Here is an 18567-nt window from a genome sequence, read left to right as displayed (position 1 = left end):
TTTATGGAACGATGCATCCCGACTTCAGACTCTACCGGATTTCTCTCTTCTCCCTACACTGTAGGCAAGTGCTGAGTTTCAGCCTTATCAATCAAAGAAGATACCCACTGACCTCACGACGAGAAAGGGAAAACACCATGAGCACTCCAGCCAATTTCAACGGCCAGCGTCCTGTTATTGATGCCAATGACGCGGTCATGCTCCTGATTGATCACCAGAGCGGCCTGTTCCAGACCGTCGCCGATATGCCGATGACCGAACTGCGCGCCCGCGCAGCCGCCCTGGCCAGCATCGCCACCCTCAGTAAACTGCCGGTGATCACCACCGCCTCGGTGCCGCAGGGCCCCAACGGCCCACTGATCCCGGAAATTCACCAGAATGCACCGCACGCGCAATACGTCGCCCGTAAAGGGGAAATCAACGCCTGGGACAACCCGGACTTCGTGGCGGCGGTCAAGGCCACCGGCCGCAAGACCCTGATCATCGCCGGCACCATCACCAGCGTCTGCATGGCCTTCCCGTCCATCAGTGCGGTGGCCGAAGGCTATAAAGTGTTCGCGGTGATCGACGCCTCCGGCACCTACTCGAAAATGGCGCAGGAAATCACCCTGGCGCGTGTGGTGCAGGCCGGCGTGGTGCCGATCGACACCGCCGGCGTGGCCTCGGAGCTGCAGGGCAGCTGGAACCGCGCCGACGCTCAGCAATGGGCCGAGGTCTACACCAAAATCTTCCCGGCCTATCAGTTGCTGATCGAGAGCTACCTCAAAGCGCAGGACGTGGTGAAAAACAACGAACTGCTGGACTCGCAGCGTTAAGATCGCGGGCATAAAAAACCCCGGCCAAGGCCGGGGCTATTAATCGTGTGCCGGTGACTTTCCCGGCTGTCATGTTATGGCGTAAGCGTCCATCCCACACTCCAACATTACGCAGCCTAAGCGCGACTTTTTCACAACAGAAAAATAGACTGAAACGCGGCGTTATTAATTCTGCGGCAATCTGTTTTTCTGTTGCCAATAATCATTAATTATTGGAACGTCATCGAGGAATCGAACCCCAGTCCGCCAACGAATAATTTCGCTGCCGCTCTTCCTGCTGAGCTAATGACGTATCGAGAAAGACTCCGGGCGAACCCGGAGTTTATTCAGGCTGAGGATTTCATTGCTTAACTGCTCCGGCTTAAACCATCATCGCTGTCGTAAGAAATTGCACCTCGGCCGAAAATTATAACGCGACCACGTTGCCGGCAGAAGGCCCCTTCATGCCATTTTCGATAGTGAACTCAACCTGTTGGCCTTCATCCAGCGTTTTGAAATCGTTGCTCTGGATAGCGGAGAAGTGTACGAACACATCTTTGCCGCCGTCTGCCGGGGTGATAAAGCCAAAGCCTTTACCTGCATCAAACCATTTTACCAAACCAGTCATTTTATTGGACATAGAGATATTTCCTTTATATTTTTGCGACGCCATAGGGCGATAGAGGTCTGTTTTTATTGGAAACTTATGGGGCACTAGAGAAGAGAATTCGCGGAAGAAGAGGTATCTGAGGGATATCGCTAATACTGAGAACTGCTTTACTAAAACTGCTTTCATAAGGTCTGTACTACAAACCGATGACGCTATTTACACACAGCTAAATTATTTAAGCAAGATATATTTTAAATTATATTCATCTGCCTCATAAATTTATTACCGCAAAGCACCGTCTGCATCTGCCGCCAGCTCAGGGTTATCTGCGCGGCGTTCGGGGTGAAAAATAACGAACGATTGGATTCGCCGCGCCGGGGCCGATCATGAACGCGCAAACAGCCGCTGATTCCGCGTTCTGCTCTTCCCTTCACGCGAAACTACTCCCTGCTAAAACACTGAAGAAAACCGCTTAATCGTCATGAAATAGAAATAAAAGCTTAATAAATCAATCTGTTCTCGACACTGGCGCATTATCGTTGTTAGGATAATTATTTTACTTTACAGGAAATGACCTCAAGGATGGCTATGATGGGCAAAAGAACACTGACGCTTGCTGCACTGACGCTCAGTTTGGCAGGCTGCCAGCCGGCACCGCCAAGCTATGTGGAAAACGCGAATGCCTTGATTGCCAAACAAATCAGCGCGATTGGCCCGCAAGCGGCGCAGTGCAAATTTGCCCAAGACGGCGATTATTGGATTTCGGCTTGCTCATTGGGTAACGCGCGCGACACGCCGGTGTTCGCCCTGTTCGAACAGGAAGGCGTCATGCAGGCTAACGACAATCTGGCGATCGCCGTCGTGCCGCTCAACGAGCAGGCTCGCCACCTCTCCCAGGATCCGCGCTTCACTATCCCGGTAATGCAACGCCGCATTCCCGTGGACGCAGAGAAAGCCTTCAAGCGCTTATTTGGCCAACCGTCGCGTTAGCCATTCCCTTAGCCGATGATCGCGATCCCCAGCCGCTCCAGCAGCTGCGCGGCCTGGTGACTGTCCATTTTGACGCCCTGCAGATCGGTGGTGCGCAAATCCAACTCGCCCAGTTCCGCGTTGCTCAGATCGCACTGGGTGACATCGGCGGCGCGCCAGTCAAAACCGGAGAATTCGCCGCCGGACAGATCGGAGCCGCTGAAGCTGGCGCCGAGCACCTGCGCGCCGTGCCAACGGTTTTCCCACAGCTCGCATTTCTCCAGCACCACCTTGGCGAAGTTGGCATAGCTCAGGTTGCTTTTGGTGATATAGGCGCTGCAAAACCAGGTGCGGCTGGTGATCATGTTCATAAAGCTGGCGCCGCGAAAATCGGCGCCCTGCGCGCGGCATTCGCGGATCTCCACCCCCAGCGCGCTGGCATGGCGGAAGTCGGCCATCGACAAATCGCAGCTTCTGAAGCTGGCGTCTTTCAGGATCGCGCGGCTGAAATTGCCGCCCTGTCGGCTGTCGCGATCGTAAAACTGGCAGCCGATAAACTCGGTACCGGTCAGATCGGCGCCCGAAAAATCACACAGCATAAAGCTGCCGTTTTCAATCTTTTCGCCGGTAAAGCGGTTACGGTCAATCTTTTCACCCTTCAACATCAGACTCATCGCAGCACACCTGTTTATTTATACAGCCAGTGCGCATTTAATCCTATTCCGGCGCGGTTGGCAATCGTCGTCGAGCAAAGGCGCGAGAGCGGAATATGAACGGGCACCTGATGATGGCTTGAGCCGCTGGCGTCGTAAAAGACCGCAGTAATCGGCGCAAAAAAAACCGCCCGATACGGGCGGTTGGCGTGACGGCGAACCGTTACTTCAGGGCTTCCTGAATAGCGTCGGCCATCGGGCCGATGTGCTTCTCCGCCGCCTTCAGCTGGAAGTCCACGCCGTTGCCGTCGTTGGTATCCGACAGCGTGGCCTTGATCAGTTCCAGCGCCGCCTGCACCGCCACCAGCCGTTTGTGCTGTTCGTCCGTGACCGGTTCGGCGCCCATATTGGCCGGATAGTAATGTTCTAACATCGCGATCTCCTTTTGATGACGTTAAACCTTAACCTACCAGAAAACCGCGCATTTATTAAGGAAACCCCGCCCGGTGCGGCCGAATGGCGATAAATTGCACTATACTGGGCAAACCCGCCCTCCTGCCACAGGATCACCGCCATGTCATTCCAGGGAAGCTGCCACTGCGGCGCCGTCACCTTCTCCGTAGACGCCGAACTGCCGACCGAAGCCCTCAGCTGCAACTGCTCGATCTGCCGCCGCAAGGGGCTGTTACTGTCGTTCTTTCCCCTCGCGGCCTTCACGCTGCGCAGCGGTGAAGATCAACTCAGCACCTATACCTTCAATCAGCACAAGATCCGCCATCAGTTTTGCCGGACCTGCGGCGCCCAGCCCTTCGCCTACGGCACTGCGCCGGACGGCGCCGCGATGTGCGCCGTTAACCTGCGCTGCGTGCCTGACGTCGCGCTCGATGCGTTACAGATCCACAGCTACGACGGGGCCAGCGTCTGAGCGAATCGCTCGCTCAGTCGAAGGCGACCCAGCCGGCGTCGGTTTCGGCGGATTGCACGCAGCGCGCCACCCACTTCACGCCCAGCGCGCCGGCCTGCACGTCCGGGTACCAGAAGTCGGCCAGGAAGGCCGCGTCGCGCCGATCGGTGGCGTCCATCGCCAGCGCGAAGCGGCGGTAGAGATTCGACCAGGCTTCAAACAGCCCCTCCGCATGGCCGCCGCCGATGCGATCGTCCGCCAGCGCCGACGCGGCGAGATACGGCATGCCGCGCTCCAGGATCCGCACCGGCTCGCCCTGCACTTCGAAGCGCAGCTGATTGGGTTGTTCATCCCACCACTCCAGGCTGGCCTTTTCACCGACAATGCGCACCTTTTGGCCGTGCATCGAACCGCAGTTGACCGCCGAAGCCCACACGGAGCCGATGGCGCCGTTGTGATACTCCATCAGCACATAGGCGTTGTCCTCCAACGGCGCGCGCGACGGCACAAAGCTTTGCCGGCTGCAGATCAGCCGCCGGATCTTCAGCTGCGGCGCCATGGTTTCCGCCAGGAACAGCGTGTGGGTCGCCAGATCGCCCAGCACATAGCTGGGGCCGACAAAGCGCGGATCGACCCGCCAGCGAGTGCTGGGATTATCCTGCTCCACCGGCGCGGCGTGAAAGCCGTGAGCGAACTGCATATTCACCAGCCGAACTTCCCCCAGCCGGCCATCGGCAATCATCTGCCGCGCCTGCAAAATCATCTGGTGCCCGGCATAACCGTAGGTCACGCCGATGACTTTGCGCTGCCGCTCGCACAGCGCCGCCAGCGCCTGCGCCTCTTCAACGCTGAAACACAGCGGCTTCTCGCACACCACGTGCAATCCCGCCTCCAGCGCCGCCCGGCAAATGGCGTAATGGGTGTTGTTCGGCGTGGCGATCGAGACCGCTTCGATGCCGTCCGCCCGCGCGGCTTCGGCGCGGAACATCTCGGCATAATCCGCATAACAGCGCTCCGCCGCCACGCCCAGACTCCGGCCAAAATCACGCCCGCGATCGGCGTCAATGTCGAACGCGCCGGCCAACAGAGTAAACGCGCCGTCGCGCAAGGCCGCCGAACGGTGGATGTAACCGATCTGGCTGGTACCGCCGCCGCCGACCATGCCCCAGCGCAACGATCTCGCCAAAGGTTTGCTGCCGTTGATCATCGTGTTTCTCCTGATTAAAAGCCGAGGCCGCGCAAGTAGCGCAAGCTGGCGGTGACGTCCTGCAGGCTGCCCTGCACATTGCGCGGATCGCGCTCCTGCTCGATAGTGATCCAGCCCCGGTATCCGCGCTCGGCCAACAGCGCACGCAGCTGCGGATAATCGATCGCCCCGCAGCCCAACGGGCACATGACGCCCTCAGCGCAGGCGGTGAAGAAATCGACGCCGCGCGCCAGCACCTCGCGAAACACCTGCGGATCGACGTCTTTGAAGTGCAGATAATCGAGGCGATCAAAGTGCTTGCTCAGCCAGGCAGCCGGATCCAGCCCGGCGTAATACAGATGGCCGGTATCCAGGCACAATCCGGCGGTGTGATGCGGAATGTCCGCCGCCAACCGGTCGATTTCGTCGGCGAACTCGATGCAGCCGCCGGCGTGCGGATGCACCACCGGCCGCACACCGTATTCCCGCCAGGCCAGTTCGCTGATGCGCGTAATGTGCCCGATCATCCTCTGCCACTCCGCCTGCGACAAACGCGGCGCTAAATCTGAACGCCCGGCGAATCTGGCGCGTTGCGGATTGCCGAAATCGATAATCACCAGGAACGGCGGCGCGGCGCGATCGCCCTCGCTCGGCTCCGCCCTGGGCGCCCGCGAGAGGTTGCGGCAAATCCGATGCGTCAGATCCAGCAGGCGCTCAATGTTCGCCTCGCTGACCAGATCGTCAAAAATCGTGCCGGCCACCAGCGACAGGCGCTGCTGCTCCAGCGCGGCGCACAGCGCCTCGCTCTGCGTCGGCAGATAGCCCCACGGCCCCAGCTCGATGCTGCGGTAGCCGGCCGCCGACGCTTCTTGCAGAACCGTGGCGTAGGGCGGCAAATGGGGGTTGTTCGGATCATCCACGCCCCAACTGCAGGGCGCATTGGCGATAGGCAAAGTCATGGCGACGGCTCCTTTTTTGCAGGGAATGCCGGCAGTATCAAACAAAAATTCCAAAACCATCAATAATGAAAATTTTATTTTTTGATAGAGATCGCGCTATTTTTGATAAAATATTTGATGGTTTTTAATCAAATATAGGCGACGCCTGGCTGCGCCCTGACCTCGGCAAACACCACTCAGCGGCCGTCAGAGGTTTTCTTTGGTGATCACATCGAAGCGATTAATGATGTGGCGTAATCCCGGTTGTTCATCGGCGGCGAGTAACGTCTCGACGATCGTGGCGGCCAATTCGGGAATGCGGTGGCACAGCAGCAGATCCACCGTGCCGTCGAGCAGCGCCATTTCACCGCCCTGCACCGGGCCGTGGCACACCAGCGTAATGTCATGCTGCCGGCCGCTCTCTCGCAACGCCTGAATAATGCCTTCCACACCGCCGCTCGGCGCGTAAAGCGCCGCCAGCTCCGGGTGGCTCGCCAGCAGTTCACGCGTGACCCGGCGCGCCGTTTCCGCGTCCTCATGGCTGCGCACCGGCTCCAGCACGCGCTGGCCGCTCATCTGCTCACGCAGATAAGAGCGGAAACCGATCTCGCAGGCCTCCTGACACGTAAAACGGTTGTCGCCGATGATCACGCCGACGTCGCCCTGCCGCCGGCACAGACGATCCACCGCCCAGCCGGCGGTGCGGCCCGCTTTTTGATTATCCAGACCGATGTAGCCGGCGCGGCTGGGCACCGATAAATCCGACAGCAGCGCGAAAACGTTGATGCCCGCCTGGGCGGCTTCTTCTACGGCATAGTGGATCAGGGGGTGATCCAGCGCCAACACGCCGATCGCTTCCACCTGGCGGCTCAATTGGCTAATGGCGGCGGCGGTGTCGCCGATGGCATTGAGAGAGTGAAAGATAAACTGCGGCGGCTGACCCGGCTCATGATACGGCGCCGCTTGCGCCATCAGTTCATCAGCCAGTTGCGCATAGAAAGAGTGTTCGCGCCGCAGCAGGATGAACCCCATTCTCAGGCGGCGTTCCGGCCTGCCCAGCACCGCCGACAGGCAGTGGGACTTCTCCAACGCGAACCCCAACTTTTTCGCCGCCTCAATCACCCGGCGCTGGGTGGCGGGCCGCACCGACGCGCGTTGGTTGATTACCCGATCGACGGTGGCGATGCCGACCCGCGCCTCTCTGGCGATGGCCGCCATGGTGGTTTTCTTGCCGCTCATGTTCATCTCCATCAACGATTTGATGGAAAAATATCATAGCCGTTGCCGCCCCTGATGTGATGCCGTTCGCGATTAACGGTAGACGGAGAACTTCTTGGTGAGCGGCTTAAGCTGTTCAGTGTCGCCGTAGAGCGCCACCGCCACGAAATCCAACTGCTCGTAAGGCGTGTTGGCGGTGTCGGCGATCTGCTGCTCGGCGGAGTGCGACAGCATGGTGGTGGTGAAGAAGTTGGACAGCACGCCCTCCTCCTTGCATTTGAGGATCAGGTTGCTGAGCTGGCTGCTGTTTTTAGCCTGCAGGATGACGATCGGGTAGTGGCTCATATTGGCGCTGACGCCGTCGAGGCTGCTCGGATAGTGGTGAAACTCGCGCTGCTCGATCAGATCGGTGATGCCCGCCGTCAGATGGCAAGAGGCGTTAAACAGCGTGGCCGGTTCGTGATTGCGGTTGAGGATGATATAAAACTTTTTCTCGTTGTCGCTGTACATACTCTTCTCCTTGAATAGACAACCCTTTTTACCCAAGCCAAGGGCGGTTTTCAAGGCGAGATAAGGGCCGCGTCCGGCCCCGTGATAACGTTTCAGCCTCAGATCCCGCCTTCGCCCGGGCCTTGCGGCTGGGCCACCTGATGCAGCACGGTGATGTTCTGCAAAAGAGTACCGCCGTCGATAGGCTTCATCTGGCCGTCGCGATCTTTATAGTGCGTCGGTTTGGCCCCGTGGAAGAACAGCCCGGCGTTGACCTGCACCCCCAGATAACCGGCGCTGGCCGGCAGGCGCTGCACGTCGGTCCAGGGGTGGGAAACCGGCACATACTGAAAGCCTGCGCTGGTCTTGGCATACAGCGGGCGCAGCAGCGTGACAAAGGCCATCAGCGGCGACAGCGCCTCTGTAAAGATCTGCACCGGCCGATCGACCGTCATCAAGAAACCCTGCGGCTGTTCCTCAACCGTGTCGAGGCTCAGGCTGCTGCTGATATCATCGCCCCGGCCGCCATAGCTCCATTCAATGGCCGGCGCCCTACTCTCGTTCATCATCTCTGACATACACTGCTCCTTATAAAGTGAATTCAACACGCCTGCTGCGTGCCGGAACAGTAAACCGTTGCAGGGGGACACGCGTCCACGCCGGGCGGCACGCTGGCGCACCAAACAACGAGGCGCGCAAAATAAAGCTCGAAATGAATAATTTCCCCACGTGACAGCGCAGCATTTGAACGACTTCTGTCGTAGCGCAGACGCATAGTGAGGGCGTTACCGCCACTGGAGAGTGTTATGACTGCGATTAAACCGGACGCTATCGACCGCGTTCTCCCCGCCGCCACGCCCTGGCTGGCCGTCATCAATGTGCTGTTCGCCGGCATCGCCGCGGCGCTGCACGTGGGCAAGGCCACCATCGCGCTGCCGGCGCTGCAGGCCGAGTTCGGCCGCTCGCTGGAGGCGCTAAGCTGGGTCATCTCGGCGTTTCCTTTCGTCGGGGTGTTCGGCGGCATAGCCGCCGGGCTGCTGGTGCGCCGCTGGGGCGACCGGCGCCTGCTGGCGTTCGGGCTGCTGATCATCAGCGCCGCCAGCTTCGCCGGCGCCACGCGGCACGACTTCAGCGGGCTGATCGTCAGCCGCTTTGTCGAAGGCCTCGGCTTCGTGATCGTGGTGGTTGCCTCGCCGGCGGTGCTGAACCGCATCGTCGCCCCGGCGCAGCGCAGCCTGGTTTTTGGCATCTGGAGCACCTTCATGCCGGCGGGCATCGCCATTTCGCTGTTTTTCGGCCCGCATCTGGCCGACTGGCAGCAGAGCTGGCAGGCCGGTGCGGCGCTGACGCTGCTGGCCGCCCTGCTGCTGCCGCTGACCACATCCCGCCGCGCCGCCGACGCGCACTCGCCGTCTCTGCCGCTGCGGCAAGCGCTGGGCGCGATGCTGCGGGCGCGCCAGCCGCTGTTGCTGGCGCTGATGTTCACCACATACAACCTGCAGTTTTTCTCGGTAATGACCTTTTTGCCGATCTTCCTGATGCAGCGCATCGGCCTGTCACTGGCGGCCGCCGGCGGCATCAGCGCGGCGGCGGTTGCCGCCAACATCATCGGCAACCTCGCCGCCGGCGTACTGCTCTCGCGCGGGCTGCCCGCCAGAACGCTGCTCGCCGCCACCAGCCTGTTGATCGGGGTCTTCGGCGTCGGCATTTTCCTGCCGATGACGCCCAACGGCCTGCTGATCCCGCTGTGTTTCCTGTTCTGCGCCATCGCCGGCATACTGCCCGCCACCATTTTGGCCGCCACGCCGGCGGCGACGCCGGAACCGACGCTGCTGCCGCTGAGCCTCGGGCTGGTGATGCAGGGAAACTACCTCGGCCAGGTGATCGGCCCGGTCGCGCTGAGCGCCATCGTGGCCGCAGCCGGCTGGGCGGCCCCGGCGTGGCTGGTGCTGGCGGCGGCGGTGTCTGGAGCGGTATTGGCGCTGGCGGCTACGCTTGCGTCAGGAAATCGATGAATTTCCGTACCTTGAGCGGGACGAAGCGCGCATAGGGGTAAAGCAGGATGAAGGGACGCGAGGCGCCGGCGTAATCTTTCAATACCTCGACCAGCGCCCCGCTGCTCAACTCTTGTTCGACGGTAAAGCGATACACCTGCATCAGTCCAGCGCCGCTTTTCACCAGCGTCAGCGTAGCGAGGTAATCTTCCTGGCAAAGCCAGCGCCCGGCAGTATCCACGTTGCTGTTTTCGCCCTGAACCTTAAACGTCCAGGCGGTTTTTCTGCCGGTGCTGGGCAACGCATACTGAATGCAATCGTGCCGAGCCAGATCCGCCGGCGTGAGCGGCGCAGGGTGGCGCTGCAAATAGCCCGGCGTCGCCACCACGATCAGTTCAGCCTCCTCCAGACGCCGCGCCGCCAGGCCGGAGTCGTTCAGCTCGCTGCCGCGAATGGCGACGTCGAATTTATCTTCGGAGAAATCGATATTCTGATTGCTGACGTGCAGATTCAGCTTGAGATCGGGATAGCGTTGCGCAAACTCGGGCAAACGCGGCAACAGCCTAAAATGCGCGTACAGCGTCGGCGCGCTGATGCTAAGCGTGCCCACCGGTTTGTCCCGTTCGCCGGAAATGCTCGCCTCGGCCTCCATCAGCTGGCTCAGCGCCCGGCGACATTCCAGGTAATAACGCTGGCCGGCATCCGTGACACGCATCTGGCGCGTGGTGCGGATAAACAGCTTCGCCTGCAATCGCGTCTCCAGGCGCGCGACCGAGCGGCTGACCGCCGCAGGGGTTATCCCGGCGGCATTGGCCGCTGCGGTGAAGCTGCCGGTTTCTACCGTCAGGCAAAACAGCTCGATGCTGCCCACCTGAACGTCGTCAAAATGGCGTTGCATGTCTCTCCCTGCCAATTCATTACATAAGGTATAAATTAAAGTTCTTTCCCCCTCATTTTTCAATCATCAGGTATGGATTACCGTTCACGTACGATCAATCCCTATCCTGTCGAGGAGAGAAAATGAGCAAAGTAAAAACGGTCATCGTCACGGGCGCATCGAGCGGCTTGGGCTTCGCCATCGCGCAAGCCTACCTGGCGCGCGGCTATCAGGTTGTCGCAAACGCCCGTTCGCTTGAACGGCTGCAGGCGGCGGCGGACAAACTCGGCCGCCCGGCCAATCTGCTGCTGGCACCGGGAGACATCGCGCTGCCGGAAACCGCCGAACGGTTGTTCAGCCTGGCGACACAGGCTTTTGGTCAGGTAGATATTCTCATCAATAACGCCGGCATATTTATCGCTAAGCCGATCGCCGACTATACGCCGGAGGAGGTCGACGCGATGGTGGCAACCAATCTGAAAGGCTTCTTCTACCCGGCGCAGGCCGCCGCCCGGCATATGCAGCAACGCGGCGCCGGCCACATCGTCGCCATCACCGCGTCGATCGCCATGCAGCCCAACAGCAAAGTGCCCGCTTTGCTGCCGGTGCTGATTAAAGGCGGCCTTAACCACGCCGTGCGCGAGCTGGCATTGGAGTTAGCGCCGTACAACGTGATGGTCAACGCCGTGGCGCCCGGCATCATCGCCACGCCGATGCATCAAAATGATGAACAGAGCCTGGCGCAGATGCGGCAACTGGCGCCAACCGGCCGCGTCGGCCAGCCGCAGGACATCGTCGATGCGGTGCTGTATCTGACCGACGCCAATTTCGTTACCGGCGCGGCGCTCGCGGTTGACGGCGGCGCCACCGCCGGCGTCTGGTGAAACCGGGGAGAAACGCCATGCCATACGTCAACATTAAAGTGACCGACGAAGGGGTCAGCGCCGCGCAAAAGCGCATGCTGATCGAGGGAGCCACCGCGCTGCTGGAGCAGGTGCTGAATAAGCCACGCCACACCACTTTCGTGGTGATTGACGAGGTAGCCACCGACAACTGGGGCGTCGGCGGAGAGAGCGTCACCGCCCTGCGCGCCAAAGAACGAGGCGAATGACGGGCGATTTATTCTGGGGATCCAGTGTCGTAGGGTACAGCCGCTAGTTATCGTTATCGGGTCTGCGTGGTGAGATCAATCACGCTCAGCGCGAAGGATAAGGCCAGTGATGGTCCAGACCCGATAATGACAAGGCGCCGGTCGCGGCAAGATAAACCAGCACACCGGCGAAAGCGATCAGCAGCACCTTTTCGATAACGGCAAGTCGTTTGTGTTCAGTCATTTGCCTACTCCTTCGTGGTATCGGGCGAACGGCCGCCCTCCTAAAAACTAGGAAAGCCTGGCGCAGGCGGCAAGCGCGGCTCACAAAATGAAACACAATCGATAAATTTTGTTAATTATTTGGCGCTCTTTCTTTTCTCACGCCGCCGCCTGTTCACCGTGCGGCGCCCGCCTTGCCCTTAATAACCCTATGGAATACGCCACTAAAAATCCCCTACCGGTTAAGCAACGGTGATGATAGTGTTGTTTTCATTCAGTTCATCTATGCTGAAAATTCATCTTTTGAGGGACGACTATGATGTCTAAAGGCATTTCCAAGGGATTCTTTATTCTGATCCTGTTCATCGTTACCGCCGCTTTTCTCGACGTGCTGGGGCCTTATTACTCCTCGGTGCTGTGGGCGGTTATTCTGGCGGTGATTTTCCATCCGGTGAAAAAGAAGTTGAAGCAGTACGTCGGCGAACGCAACGGCGTGGTGTCGCTGCTGACGGTGGCGCTGATTTGCCTGATCGTGTTCACGCCGTTGGCGATCATCGCCTCGTCGCTGGCGATGGAATTCAACGTGATCTACACCAAGCTGCAGACCAACAACAGCCAATTGCCGACCATGCTGGCGGACTTTATGCGCCACCTGCCCGGCTGGGCGCAGCGCTTCCTGGCGGAGCATAACCTCAACAGCGCCGCCGAGATCCAAAAGCAGCTTTCCGAGGTGGCGCTCAAGGGCGGGCAATATCTGGCGGGCAGCGTGTTCCTGATCGGCAAGGGCACCTTCAACTTCGTCGTCGGCTTCGGCGTGATGCTCTACCTGCTGTTCTTCCTTCTGAAAGACGGCCCCTATCTGGTGAACCTGGCGCTCGAAGCGCTGCCGCTCTCCCAGCACGTGAAACACCACCTGTTCGTGAAGTTCGCCGCCGTTTCCCGCGCCACCGTCAAGGGCACGGTGGTGGTCGCCGTGGTGCAAGGCGCGCTCGGCGGGCTGGCGTTTTACTTTACCGGCATCGACGGCAGCCTGCTGTGGGGCGCGCTGATGGCGTTCCTGTCGATCATCCCGGCCGTGGGCTCCGCCATCATCTGGGTGCCGGCGGTGATCTACTTCTTCGCCACCGGCATGCTGTGGAAAGCCATTTTCCTGGTAGTGTTCTTCGTGGTGGTGATCGGCCTGGTGGACAACATCCTGCGCCCGCTGCTGGTGGGCAAAGACACCAAAATGCCGGACTACCTGATCCTGATCTCCACCCTGGGTGGCATGGAGATCTACGGCATCAACGGCTTCGTCATCGGCCCCTTGATCGCCGCGCTGTTCATCGCCTGCTGGAACATCCTGTCCGGCCGCGACAGCGAGGAGAACATCGAAGAGATCGACGAAGAATTTATCGAGGAAGGCAAAAACCATCCCGACGCGGTGGAGTAAACCTCCCGCAGCGAATCACGCAGGGGCCCGTTTGGGCCCCTTTTTTTGTCTGTGGTATCCTTGCCAGGCTCACAAGGAAGAACGGGTTTCGTTATGCTTATTTTCTACGCCACGCTGGCCATCGCCTTCACCCTGCTGTGCCTGCTGGCCTTTATCTCTTGCGCTTACCAGCTTTCGAAGCACGGCGACGTCAAATTTTTGGCCTCGCTTTCGGTGCTGATCTTCGCGCTGCTGGCCTTCTATGCCGCTTATGGCTACGTCAGCACCTGGCTGCAACAGCAGGCGGTCGATGTCCGGTTGTATTAGCGCAGCGGGGTAAAAAAGACCTGCTCCGGATCGCCGTCATCGAGATTGTCAATCTGGCCGCTGGCGACAAATCCGGCGTTCAGCAGCAGCCGCTGCATCGGCAGGTTGGAACGATTGGTGGAAGTGAACAGCTTCGGGTGTCGGCAATGGGACTTCAATGCCGTAATCAACGCCTGCCCGACGCCCCGGCGGCGATAGCGCTCGCCGACCATCAGCATCTCGATAAAGCCACAGCCGAAGAAGTGATAGTGCAATACGCCATAGCCCATCACCACGTCCTGTTCCTCGGCAAGATAGCAATCCCCCTGCCCGCACCAGGCGCGGATCTGCGCCGCGCGCTGCGGTTCGTGTTCGGCGACGCTGTCGAGGGCTATCAGGGCTGCGACATCGGTTTCAGTGGCAAGACGAACAAACATGTTTATCCCTTCATTCTGATGGGGGGGCGGCAACACCGCTTCAACGAAACGGCAACCGAAGCGGGATAATTTTTACATCCCCGCCGAATTTTGTAATCCTATTATAGAGTTACTAAAACACACGCCAAGGAAGGAAAGCTTTTCCCGATGAGCATACCGCAAATACCCGCCGCCCTGCTGTTTACCCTGCTGCTGGCCGGCTGCCAGTTCCACAAAACCGTGTTCCCGCCGCCGTATATCGGCACCCCGCAAGAGATCGGCACCTACGAAGTGAAAGGGCTGACGTTTGTCACCACCGTCACCTTCAGCGGCCTGTTCGCCGAAGATCTGGTGCGCGAATACGCACAGAAACATCACTATCGCTACTATGTGGTCACGATGCGCAGCAACGGTTTTAAAGACCGAAGCGAGCGCGTGAGCGCGATGATGTATCGGTAAACTCTGGCGACATATACCGTGAAATAATGCGCAAAAACTGGCTTCAGCATTAGGAAACGTTATACGAAATATTGCCCAACCCAATACTCACAGGCCGCATGAAAGTACGGCCTATGGCTTTGGTTTAATTGTCTAGCATCGCAGTTGCCGCCCTTTATATTTACTGCGGGCGAAATTCCAACGTGCTGTTTTTGACCGCTTCGTAAACCGCGGCCGTTGGCGGCTTAGGCAGACGCGCATTGGCGATTGCTTTGATCGCGGCCTGGCAAAGTTCCGGTTCCCCTTGTTCAGCCCGAATGCTGATCAGCATACCGTCCGGTGCCAGCTTGATGCTCAATGCGCAACGCTTGCCTGAGTAGGCTTCGGCATCTTTCAAATGGCTTTGAATCGCGGCCTGCAACTGAGCGATATAGTGTTCTTTCTCTTTTCCCGGTGCCGGCGTCTTTGGGTCGCCAAGGTTGGTGAAAAGATCGTCAACCTCTTTATTTACCGGATCGGTTTGGCTGGGGGCCGTGCTCTTGGCGCACCCCGCTAATGCCAGCGCGGTCATCGCCGCCAATACTGTGGCAACGCCAGTTTTATAGCTTGAATGCGTTATTTTCATATCCCTGTCCTTATGGATAATTCTCAGTAGTGAAATCAGTTGAGGCTGGGCCACGCAAAGAGCCCCGGCCAATACGTTATACAGGATCAATATACATCGCTACTGACCTCAAAACTTTCGCCAGGGGCTGTGAAGTCCGTCACTACACCAGCAGTGACGCACCAATTTTTGATAGAACAACGTATGAATAGACAGCGGCGGCATACACGTTTTCGCTCATCCTTTGTAAGCACTACACATAAATTTCAACACGGTCTTTTGGCTCACAATGCTGAGATAAACCGGATCGCTGGATGCCATGTTCACGAACACCCAGCTTGTTACGCCGTCACATGCCTTTAACGGCCAGAATCAGCCGCTTCTAATCAATTGCCACAACAACGGTTTCTGCATACTTTTCCTGTTGGCGGTCAATTTCTTTGGTTCTGCCATACCGATCGCCGTTTTCTCGGCGTTAAGCAGCTATAATCCAAAAAGTGGAGTTTTTTGAAAACGATAAGGAGGGAGTATGTACAAAACTATTTTGGTTCCCGTGGATATTACCGAACCGGAATTAACACAGCAGGTCATCCCGCATGTCAACGCGCTCGCCAGGCTCGAAGACTCCCACGTCCATTTCCTGGCGGTGATCCCGTCGCGCGCCACCTATGCCGCTTTCGGCTTTGCCGCCACGGCGGCGATAGAAACCAAAGACGAAATCATTGCGGTAGCAACCGAGGGGCTGGCAAAAGCGGCCAAAGAATTCAGCGTGCCTGAAGATAGAGTGACCACGCACGTTGCCGTCGGCGATCCTAAAGATCAGATCCTGGAGCTCGCCGATGCGCTCAACGCGGAGATTATCGTGATGGGTTCCAACCGCCCTTCTGCGATCACTTATCTCCTCGGCTCCAATGCCACCGCCGTCGTCCGCCACGCCAATTGCCCGGTGCTGGTGGTGCGTGAATCGGCTAACGCCACTCAGTGAGCCTGTCCGACACCTCACACATATTTGAACCGTAAAAAAAACGGGAGCCCTAAGGCTCCCGCTCTCATTGAAGCGCTGAACACACTTACATGTGTTTAACGATAGCGTCGCCAAACTCTGAACATTTCAGCAGCTTAGCGCCTTCCATCAGGCGTTCGAAGTCGTAGGTCACGGTTTTGGCGGCGATGGCGCCTTCCATGCCTTTAACGATCAGGTCAGCCGCTTCGAACCAGCCCATGTGGCGCAGCATCATCTCTGCAGACAGGATGATGGAGCCTGGGTTCACTTTGTCCTGGCCGGCGTACTTCGGCGCGGTGCCATGAGTCGCTTCGAACAGGGCGCAGTCGGAGCCGATGTTGGCGCCCGGCGCGATGCCGATGCCGCCGACCTGGGCCGCCAGGGCGTCGGAGATGTAGTCGCCGTTCAGGTTCATACAGGCGATCACGTCGTATTCCGCCGGGCGCAGCAGGATCTGCTGCAGGAAGGCGTCGGCGATCACGTCTTTAACCACGATCTCTTTGCCGGTGTTCGGGTTCTTGATCTTCAGCCATGGGCCGCCGTCGATCAGCTCGCCGCCGAACTCTTCGCGCGCCAGCTCATAGCCCCAATCCTTGAAGGCACCTTCGGTGAACTTCATGATGTTGCCTTTGTGAACCAGGGTCACGGAGTCACGGTCGTTGGTGATGGCGTATTCGATCGCCGCACGCACCAGACGCTTGGTCCCTTCTTCGGAGCATGGCTTCACGCCGATACCGCACTGCTCTGGGAAGCGGATTTTCTTCACGCCCATTTCGTCGCGCAGGAATTTGATCACTTTGTCCGCTTCGGCGGAGCCGGCTTTCCACTCGATGCCGGCGTAGATGTCTTCAGCGTTTTCGCGGAAGATCACCATGTCGGTCAGCTCAGGCTGTTTCACCGGGCTCGGGGTGCCCTGGTAGTAACGCACCGGGCGCAGGCACACGTACAGGTCCAGCTGCTGGCGCAGGGCCACGTTCAGAGAACGGATGCCGCCGCCGACCGGGGTGGTCAGAGGGCCTTTGATGGCGACGCGGTAGTCGCGGATCAGGTCCAGAGTTTCGTCCGGCAGCCACACGTCTTTACCGTAAACGTGGGTAGATTTTTCGCCGGTGTAGATTTCCATCCAGGAGATTTTACGTTCGCCGTGGTAAGCCTTTTTAACGGCCGCATCAACCACGTGGATCATGGCAGGAGTCACGTCAACGCCGATGCCGTCGCCTTCGATGAACGGAATGATCGGGTTATGAGGAACAACCAGTTTACCCTGGGCGTCAATCGTGATTTTTTTACCTTCTGCCGGAACAACTACTTTGCTTTCCATCAACCTCTCCTTCAAGCGCAATTTTGTTAATGCTTTGTAAGATGCGTGTAGATACTACTTGAATATTCGGTCCGCGCCAATCCGAAACGGATTCGGTTATAATGCGCTTATCATCCGTAATCTCAACCGTTATGAAAAAATTCTCTGTTAGAAATCACAAAGTTAAACGATTCAGCAAGCCGAATGCCGCCAAACCCGCCGCGCCGAAGGGGCCGCGCCGCATTGTGTTATTCAACAAGCCCTTCGACGTATTGCCGCAGTTCACCGACGAAGCCGGCCGCGCCACGCTGAAAGAGTACATCCCCTTCCCCGACGTTTACGCCGCCGGGCGCCTGGATCGCGACAGTGAGGGGCTGCTGGTGCTGACCAACGACGGCCAGCTGCAGGCGCAGCTCACCCAGCCGGGCAAGCGCACCGGCAAAATTTACTATGTGCAGGTCGAGGGGGCGCCGCAGGAGAGCGATCTGGCGCTGCTGCGCAGCGGCGTCACGCTGAAAGACGGCCCGACACTGCCCGCCGGGGTGGAGTTGGTGGCCGAGCCGCAGTGGCTGTGGCCGCGCACCCCGCCGATCCGCGAACGCAAATCCATCCCCACCAGCTGGTTGAAAATCACCCTGTTCGAAGGGCGAAACCGCCAGGTGCGTCGCATGACGGCGCATATCGGGTTCCCTACCCTGCGCCTGATTCGCTACAGTATGGGTAATCTTTCGCTGGGTTCACTGCAGCCCGGTGAATGGAAAACCATCGATTCCCTGTAGACCGATAACTGATGGAGGCGCCATGAAATCTACTCCGATCGCGCTGCTGCTCGCCGCTCTGGCGGCCCCGTTCGCCGCCCCTGCCGCCAGCTTCGACTGCGCCAAGGCGGCAGGCAGCGATGAACGCGCCATCTGCGCCGACCGCACGCTGAACGATCTGGACGTGCAAATGGCCACCAAATATCAATTTCTGCGCGGCCTGTTCGCCATGGGCGCGCGCGGCGCGATGCAGGACAGCCAGCAGGCCTGGCTGGCAAAACGCCAGCGGTGCGGCGGTGACACCGCCTGTCTGCTCAAAAGCTACCGCACCCGCATCGCCGAGCTGGACGATATCTATCGGCGCATCGACAAACCGCTGTAAGGAGA

At 58.9% G+C, this 18567-nt stretch carries 25 protein-coding genes and 1 pseudogene; 12 read left to right on the top strand and 14 right to left on the bottom strand.

The features are described from left to right. Positions 1-137: 137 nt before the first annotated feature. Positions 138-815: an isochorismatase family protein gene (locus tag ACJ8QF_RS06115; RefSeq protein WP_016928046.1), complete on the top strand. Its 678-nt coding sequence runs from the start codon at positions 138-140 to the stop codon at positions 813-815. A 213-nt stretch (positions 816-1028) separates the two neighbouring features. Here ACJ8QF_RS06115 and ACJ8QF_RS06110 read toward each other — a convergent pair. Next, positions 1029-1107, bottom strand: a pseudogene (locus tag ACJ8QF_RS06110). A gap of 114 nt (positions 1108-1221) precedes the next feature. Next, positions 1222-1434, bottom strand: a complete 213-nt coding sequence (gene cspE, locus ACJ8QF_RS06105) for a transcription antiterminator/RNA stability regulator CspE (protein WP_004941268.1) — start codon at positions 1432-1434, stop codon at positions 1222-1224. A gap of 561 nt (positions 1435-1995) precedes the next feature. Here cspE and ACJ8QF_RS06100 point away from each other — a divergent pair. Continuing rightward, positions 1996-2394 carry a hypothetical protein gene (locus ACJ8QF_RS06100; RefSeq protein ID WP_265261349.1) on the top strand — a complete coding sequence of 133 codons (399 nt, stop codon included), beginning with the start codon at positions 1996-1998 and terminating at the stop codon, positions 2392-2394. Positions 2395-2402: 8 nt separating this feature from the next. Here the strand turns inward: ACJ8QF_RS06100 and ACJ8QF_RS06095 are convergent, their stop codons facing one another. Continuing rightward, a complete protein-coding gene (locus ACJ8QF_RS06095) occupies positions 2403-3047 on the bottom strand; it encodes a Qnr family pentapeptide repeat protein (RefSeq protein ID WP_015377630.1) in 645 nt (214 codons plus the stop codon). Between the two features lie 202 nt (positions 3048-3249). Then, positions 3250-3459 (bottom strand): hypothetical protein, encoded by a 210-nt coding sequence (locus ACJ8QF_RS06090; RefSeq protein ID WP_004941260.1) that lies wholly within the window; start codon positions 3457-3459, stop codon positions 3250-3252. 141 nt (positions 3460-3600) lie between these two features. Here ACJ8QF_RS06090 and ACJ8QF_RS06085 point away from each other — a divergent pair, with 141 nt between their 5' ends. After that, positions 3601-3951: a GFA family protein gene (locus ACJ8QF_RS06085; protein WP_265261323.1), complete on the top strand. Its 351-nt coding sequence runs from the start codon at positions 3601-3603 to the stop codon at positions 3949-3951. Positions 3952-3964: 13 nt separating this feature from the next. On the opposite strand, the gene ACJ8QF_RS06080 is transcribed toward ACJ8QF_RS06085, so the two are convergent. From ACJ8QF_RS06080 to ACJ8QF_RS06060, 5 genes are all read right to left on the bottom strand, one after another. Then, a complete protein-coding gene (locus tag ACJ8QF_RS06080) occupies positions 3965-5137 on the bottom strand; it encodes a Gfo/Idh/MocA family protein (protein WP_049186072.1) in 1173 nt (390 codons plus the stop codon). A gap of 14 nt (positions 5138-5151) precedes the next feature. After that, positions 5152-6075 (bottom strand): TIM barrel protein, encoded by a 924-nt coding sequence (locus ACJ8QF_RS06075; protein WP_049186076.1) that lies wholly within the window; start codon positions 6073-6075, stop codon positions 5152-5154. A gap of 186 nt (positions 6076-6261) precedes the next feature. Beyond that, positions 6262-7293, bottom strand: coding sequence for a LacI family DNA-binding transcriptional regulator (locus ACJ8QF_RS06070; protein ID WP_049186078.1), 1032 nt, complete (start codon positions 7291-7293; stop codon positions 6262-6264). Between the two features lie 72 nt (positions 7294-7365). Next, positions 7366-7782, bottom strand: a complete 417-nt coding sequence (locus ACJ8QF_RS06065; RefSeq protein ID WP_004941246.1) for a DUF2000 domain-containing protein — start codon at positions 7780-7782, stop codon at positions 7366-7368. 98 nt (positions 7783-7880) lie between these two features. Beyond that, positions 7881-8339 (bottom strand): hypothetical protein, encoded by a 459-nt coding sequence (locus tag ACJ8QF_RS06060; protein ID WP_280630637.1) that lies wholly within the window; start codon positions 8337-8339, stop codon positions 7881-7883. A gap of 228 nt (positions 8340-8567) precedes the next feature. On the opposite strand from ACJ8QF_RS06060, the gene ACJ8QF_RS06055 reads away from it, so the two are divergent. Then, the gene (locus tag ACJ8QF_RS06055; RefSeq protein ID WP_164044750.1) at positions 8568-9776 is read left to right on the top strand and encodes an MFS transporter; all 1209 of its coding nucleotides are present in this window, start codon (positions 8568-8570) and stop codon (positions 9774-9776) included. Here the strand turns inward: ACJ8QF_RS06055 and ACJ8QF_RS06050 are convergent. Then, positions 9751-10653 (bottom strand): LysR family transcriptional regulator, encoded by a 903-nt coding sequence (locus tag ACJ8QF_RS06050; RefSeq protein ID WP_004941236.1) that lies wholly within the window; start codon positions 10651-10653, stop codon positions 9751-9753. The two genes, ACJ8QF_RS06055 and ACJ8QF_RS06050, sit on opposite strands and share 26 nt — an antisense overlap. A gap of 122 nt (positions 10654-10775) precedes the next feature. On the opposite strand from ACJ8QF_RS06050, the gene ACJ8QF_RS06045 reads away from it, so the two are divergent. Then, the gene (locus ACJ8QF_RS06045) at positions 10776-11516 is read left to right on the top strand and encodes an SDR family NAD(P)-dependent oxidoreductase (RefSeq protein ID WP_442537357.1); all 741 of its coding nucleotides are present in this window, start codon (positions 10776-10778) and stop codon (positions 11514-11516) included. A gap of 17 nt (positions 11517-11533) precedes the next feature. Next, on the top strand, positions 11534-11743 hold the full coding sequence (locus ACJ8QF_RS06040) for a tautomerase family protein (RefSeq protein WP_004941231.1): 210 nt from the start codon (positions 11534-11536) through the stop codon (positions 11741-11743). A gap of 85 nt (positions 11744-11828) precedes the next feature. Here ACJ8QF_RS06040 and ACJ8QF_RS06035 read toward each other — a convergent pair whose 3' ends face one another. Then, positions 11829-11966: a hypothetical protein gene (locus tag ACJ8QF_RS06035; RefSeq protein ID WP_004941229.1), complete on the bottom strand. Its 138-nt coding sequence runs from the start codon at positions 11964-11966 to the stop codon at positions 11829-11831. A gap of 294 nt (positions 11967-12260) precedes the next feature. Between ACJ8QF_RS06035 and ACJ8QF_RS06030 the strand changes: the two genes are divergently transcribed. Together ACJ8QF_RS06030 and ACJ8QF_RS06025 are read left to right on the top strand one after the other, a co-directional pair. Next, entirely contained in the window at positions 12261-13376 is a 1116-nt protein-coding gene (locus ACJ8QF_RS06030; protein ID WP_033640590.1) for an AI-2E family transporter, read from the top strand. A 93-nt stretch (positions 13377-13469) separates the two neighbouring features. Next, positions 13470-13682: a hypothetical protein gene (locus ACJ8QF_RS06025; RefSeq protein WP_004941224.1), complete on the top strand. Its 213-nt coding sequence runs from the start codon at positions 13470-13472 to the stop codon at positions 13680-13682. On the opposite strand, the gene ACJ8QF_RS06020 is transcribed toward ACJ8QF_RS06025, so the two are convergent. Beyond that, positions 13679-14098 carry a GNAT family N-acetyltransferase gene (locus ACJ8QF_RS06020; RefSeq protein ID WP_280630639.1) on the bottom strand — a complete coding sequence of 140 codons (420 nt, stop codon included), beginning with the start codon at positions 14096-14098 and terminating at the stop codon, positions 13679-13681. The two genes, ACJ8QF_RS06025 and ACJ8QF_RS06020, sit on opposite strands and share 4 nt — an antisense overlap. 147 nt (positions 14099-14245) lie before the next feature. On the opposite strand from ACJ8QF_RS06020, the gene ACJ8QF_RS06015 reads away from it, so the two are divergent. Further along, positions 14246-14536, top strand: coding sequence for a hypothetical protein (locus tag ACJ8QF_RS06015; protein WP_004941220.1), 291 nt, complete (start codon positions 14246-14248; stop codon positions 14534-14536). A 160-nt stretch (positions 14537-14696) separates the two neighbouring features. On the opposite strand, the gene tolA is transcribed toward ACJ8QF_RS06015, so the two are convergent. Further along, positions 14697-15140 carry a cell envelope integrity protein TolA gene (gene tolA / locus ACJ8QF_RS06010; protein ID WP_442537356.1) on the bottom strand — a complete coding sequence of 148 codons (444 nt, stop codon included), beginning with the start codon at positions 15138-15140 and terminating at the stop codon, positions 14697-14699. 508 nt (positions 15141-15648) lie between these two features. Between tolA and uspF the strand changes: the two genes are divergently transcribed. After that, the gene (uspF, locus tag ACJ8QF_RS06005) at positions 15649-16104 is read left to right on the top strand and encodes a universal stress protein UspF (protein WP_004941216.1); all 456 of its coding nucleotides are present in this window, start codon (positions 15649-15651) and stop codon (positions 16102-16104) included. An 85-nt stretch (positions 16105-16189) separates the two neighbouring features. Here the strand turns inward: uspF and icd are convergent, their stop codons facing one another. After that, entirely contained in the window at positions 16190-17443 is a 1254-nt protein-coding gene (icd, locus tag ACJ8QF_RS06000) for an NADP-dependent isocitrate dehydrogenase (protein ID WP_004941215.1), read from the bottom strand. A 131-nt stretch (positions 17444-17574) separates the two neighbouring features. Between icd and rluE the strand changes: the two genes are divergently transcribed. Together rluE and ACJ8QF_RS05990 are read left to right on the top strand one after the other, a co-directional pair. Continuing rightward, on the top strand, positions 17575-18201 hold the full coding sequence (gene rluE, locus ACJ8QF_RS05995; protein ID WP_049188239.1) for a 23S rRNA pseudouridine(2457) synthase RluE: 627 nt from the start codon (positions 17575-17577) through the stop codon (positions 18199-18201). 22 nt (positions 18202-18223) lie between these two features. Continuing rightward, positions 18224-18562: a lysozyme inhibitor LprI family protein gene (locus ACJ8QF_RS05990; RefSeq protein WP_004941208.1), complete on the top strand. Its 339-nt coding sequence runs from the start codon at positions 18224-18226 to the stop codon at positions 18560-18562. The last annotated feature ends 5 nt before the right edge of the window (positions 18563-18567 follow it).

It is taken from the genome of Serratia sp. CY81684 (genome assembly GCF_052166595.1).
GTDB lineage: Bacteria > Pseudomonadota > Gammaproteobacteria > Enterobacterales > Enterobacteriaceae > Serratia > Serratia nematodiphila.
This window is presented reverse-complemented; position numbering and strand designations above follow the sequence as displayed.

Excerpts from the sequence above, each read along its gene's own strand:
- ACJ8QF_RS06065 (WP_004941246.1), bottom strand. The coding sequence starts at position 7,782 with ATGTACAGCGACAACGAGAAAAAGTTTTATATCATCCTCAACCGCAAT.
- ACJ8QF_RS06030 (WP_033640590.1), top strand. The coding sequence starts at position 12,261 with ATGATGTCTAAAGGCATTTCCAAGGGATTCTTTATTCTGATCCTGTTC.
- ACJ8QF_RS06085 (WP_265261323.1), top strand. The coding sequence starts at position 3,601 with ATGTCATTCCAGGGAAGCTGCCACTGCGGCGCCGTCACCTTCTCCGTA.
- ACJ8QF_RS06050 (WP_004941236.1), bottom strand. The coding sequence starts at position 10,653 with ATGCAACGCCATTTTGACGACGTTCAGGTGGGCAGCATCGAGCTGTTT.
- ACJ8QF_RS06080 (WP_049186072.1), bottom strand. The coding sequence starts at position 5,137 with ATGATCAACGGCAGCAAACCTTTGGCGAGATCGTTGCGCTGGGGCATG.
- ACJ8QF_RS06090 (WP_004941260.1), bottom strand. The coding sequence starts at position 3,459 with ATGTTAGAACATTACTATCCGGCCAATATGGGCGCCGAACCGGTCACG.
- ACJ8QF_RS06020 (WP_280630639.1), bottom strand. The coding sequence starts at position 14,098 with ATGTTTGTTCGTCTTGCCACTGAAACCGATGTCGCAGCCCTGATAGCC.
- ACJ8QF_RS05990 (WP_004941208.1), top strand. The coding sequence starts at position 18,224 with ATGAAATCTACTCCGATCGCGCTGCTGCTCGCCGCTCTGGCGGCCCCG.
- ACJ8QF_RS06070 (WP_049186078.1), bottom strand. The coding sequence starts at position 7,293 with ATGAGCGGCAAGAAAACCACCATGGCGGCCATCGCCAGAGAGGCGCGG.
- ACJ8QF_RS06100 (WP_265261349.1), top strand. The coding sequence starts at position 1,996 with ATGGGCAAAAGAACACTGACGCTTGCTGCACTGACGCTCAGTTTGGCA.
- cspE (WP_004941268.1), bottom strand. The coding sequence starts at position 1,434 with ATGTCCAATAAAATGACTGGTTTGGTAAAATGGTTTGATGCAGGTAAA.
- ACJ8QF_RS06060 (WP_280630637.1), bottom strand. The coding sequence starts at position 8,339 with ATGTCAGAGATGATGAACGAGAGTAGGGCGCCGGCCATTGAATGGAGC.
- ACJ8QF_RS06025 (WP_004941224.1), top strand. The coding sequence starts at position 13,470 with ATGCTTATTTTCTACGCCACGCTGGCCATCGCCTTCACCCTGCTGTGC.
- ACJ8QF_RS06115 (WP_016928046.1), top strand. The coding sequence starts at position 138 with ATGAGCACTCCAGCCAATTTCAACGGCCAGCGTCCTGTTATTGATGCC.
- ACJ8QF_RS06040 (WP_004941231.1), top strand. The coding sequence starts at position 11,534 with ATGCCATACGTCAACATTAAAGTGACCGACGAAGGGGTCAGCGCCGCG.
- ACJ8QF_RS06075 (WP_049186076.1), bottom strand. The coding sequence starts at position 6,075 with ATGACTTTGCCTATCGCCAATGCGCCCTGCAGTTGGGGCGTGGATGAT.
- tolA (WP_442537356.1), bottom strand. The coding sequence starts at position 15,140 with ATGAAAATAACGCATTCAAGCTATAAAACTGGCGTTGCCACAGTATTG.
- uspF (WP_004941216.1), top strand. The coding sequence starts at position 15,649 with ATGTACAAAACTATTTTGGTTCCCGTGGATATTACCGAACCGGAATTA.
- ACJ8QF_RS06015 (WP_004941220.1), top strand. The coding sequence starts at position 14,246 with ATGAGCATACCGCAAATACCCGCCGCCCTGCTGTTTACCCTGCTGCTG.
- ACJ8QF_RS06045 (WP_442537357.1), top strand. The coding sequence starts at position 10,776 with ATGAGCAAAGTAAAAACGGTCATCGTCACGGGCGCATCGAGCGGCTTG.
- ACJ8QF_RS06035 (WP_004941229.1), bottom strand. The coding sequence starts at position 11,966 with ATGACTGAACACAAACGACTTGCCGTTATCGAAAAGGTGCTGCTGATC.
- rluE (WP_049188239.1), top strand. The coding sequence starts at position 17,575 with ATGAAAAAATTCTCTGTTAGAAATCACAAAGTTAAACGATTCAGCAAG.
- ACJ8QF_RS06095 (WP_015377630.1), bottom strand. The coding sequence starts at position 3,047 with ATGAGTCTGATGTTGAAGGGTGAAAAGATTGACCGTAACCGCTTTACC.
- icd (WP_004941215.1), bottom strand. The coding sequence starts at position 17,443 with ATGGAAAGCAAAGTAGTTGTTCCGGCAGAAGGTAAAAAAATCACGATT.
- ACJ8QF_RS06055 (WP_164044750.1), top strand. The coding sequence starts at position 8,568 with ATGACTGCGATTAAACCGGACGCTATCGACCGCGTTCTCCCCGCCGCC.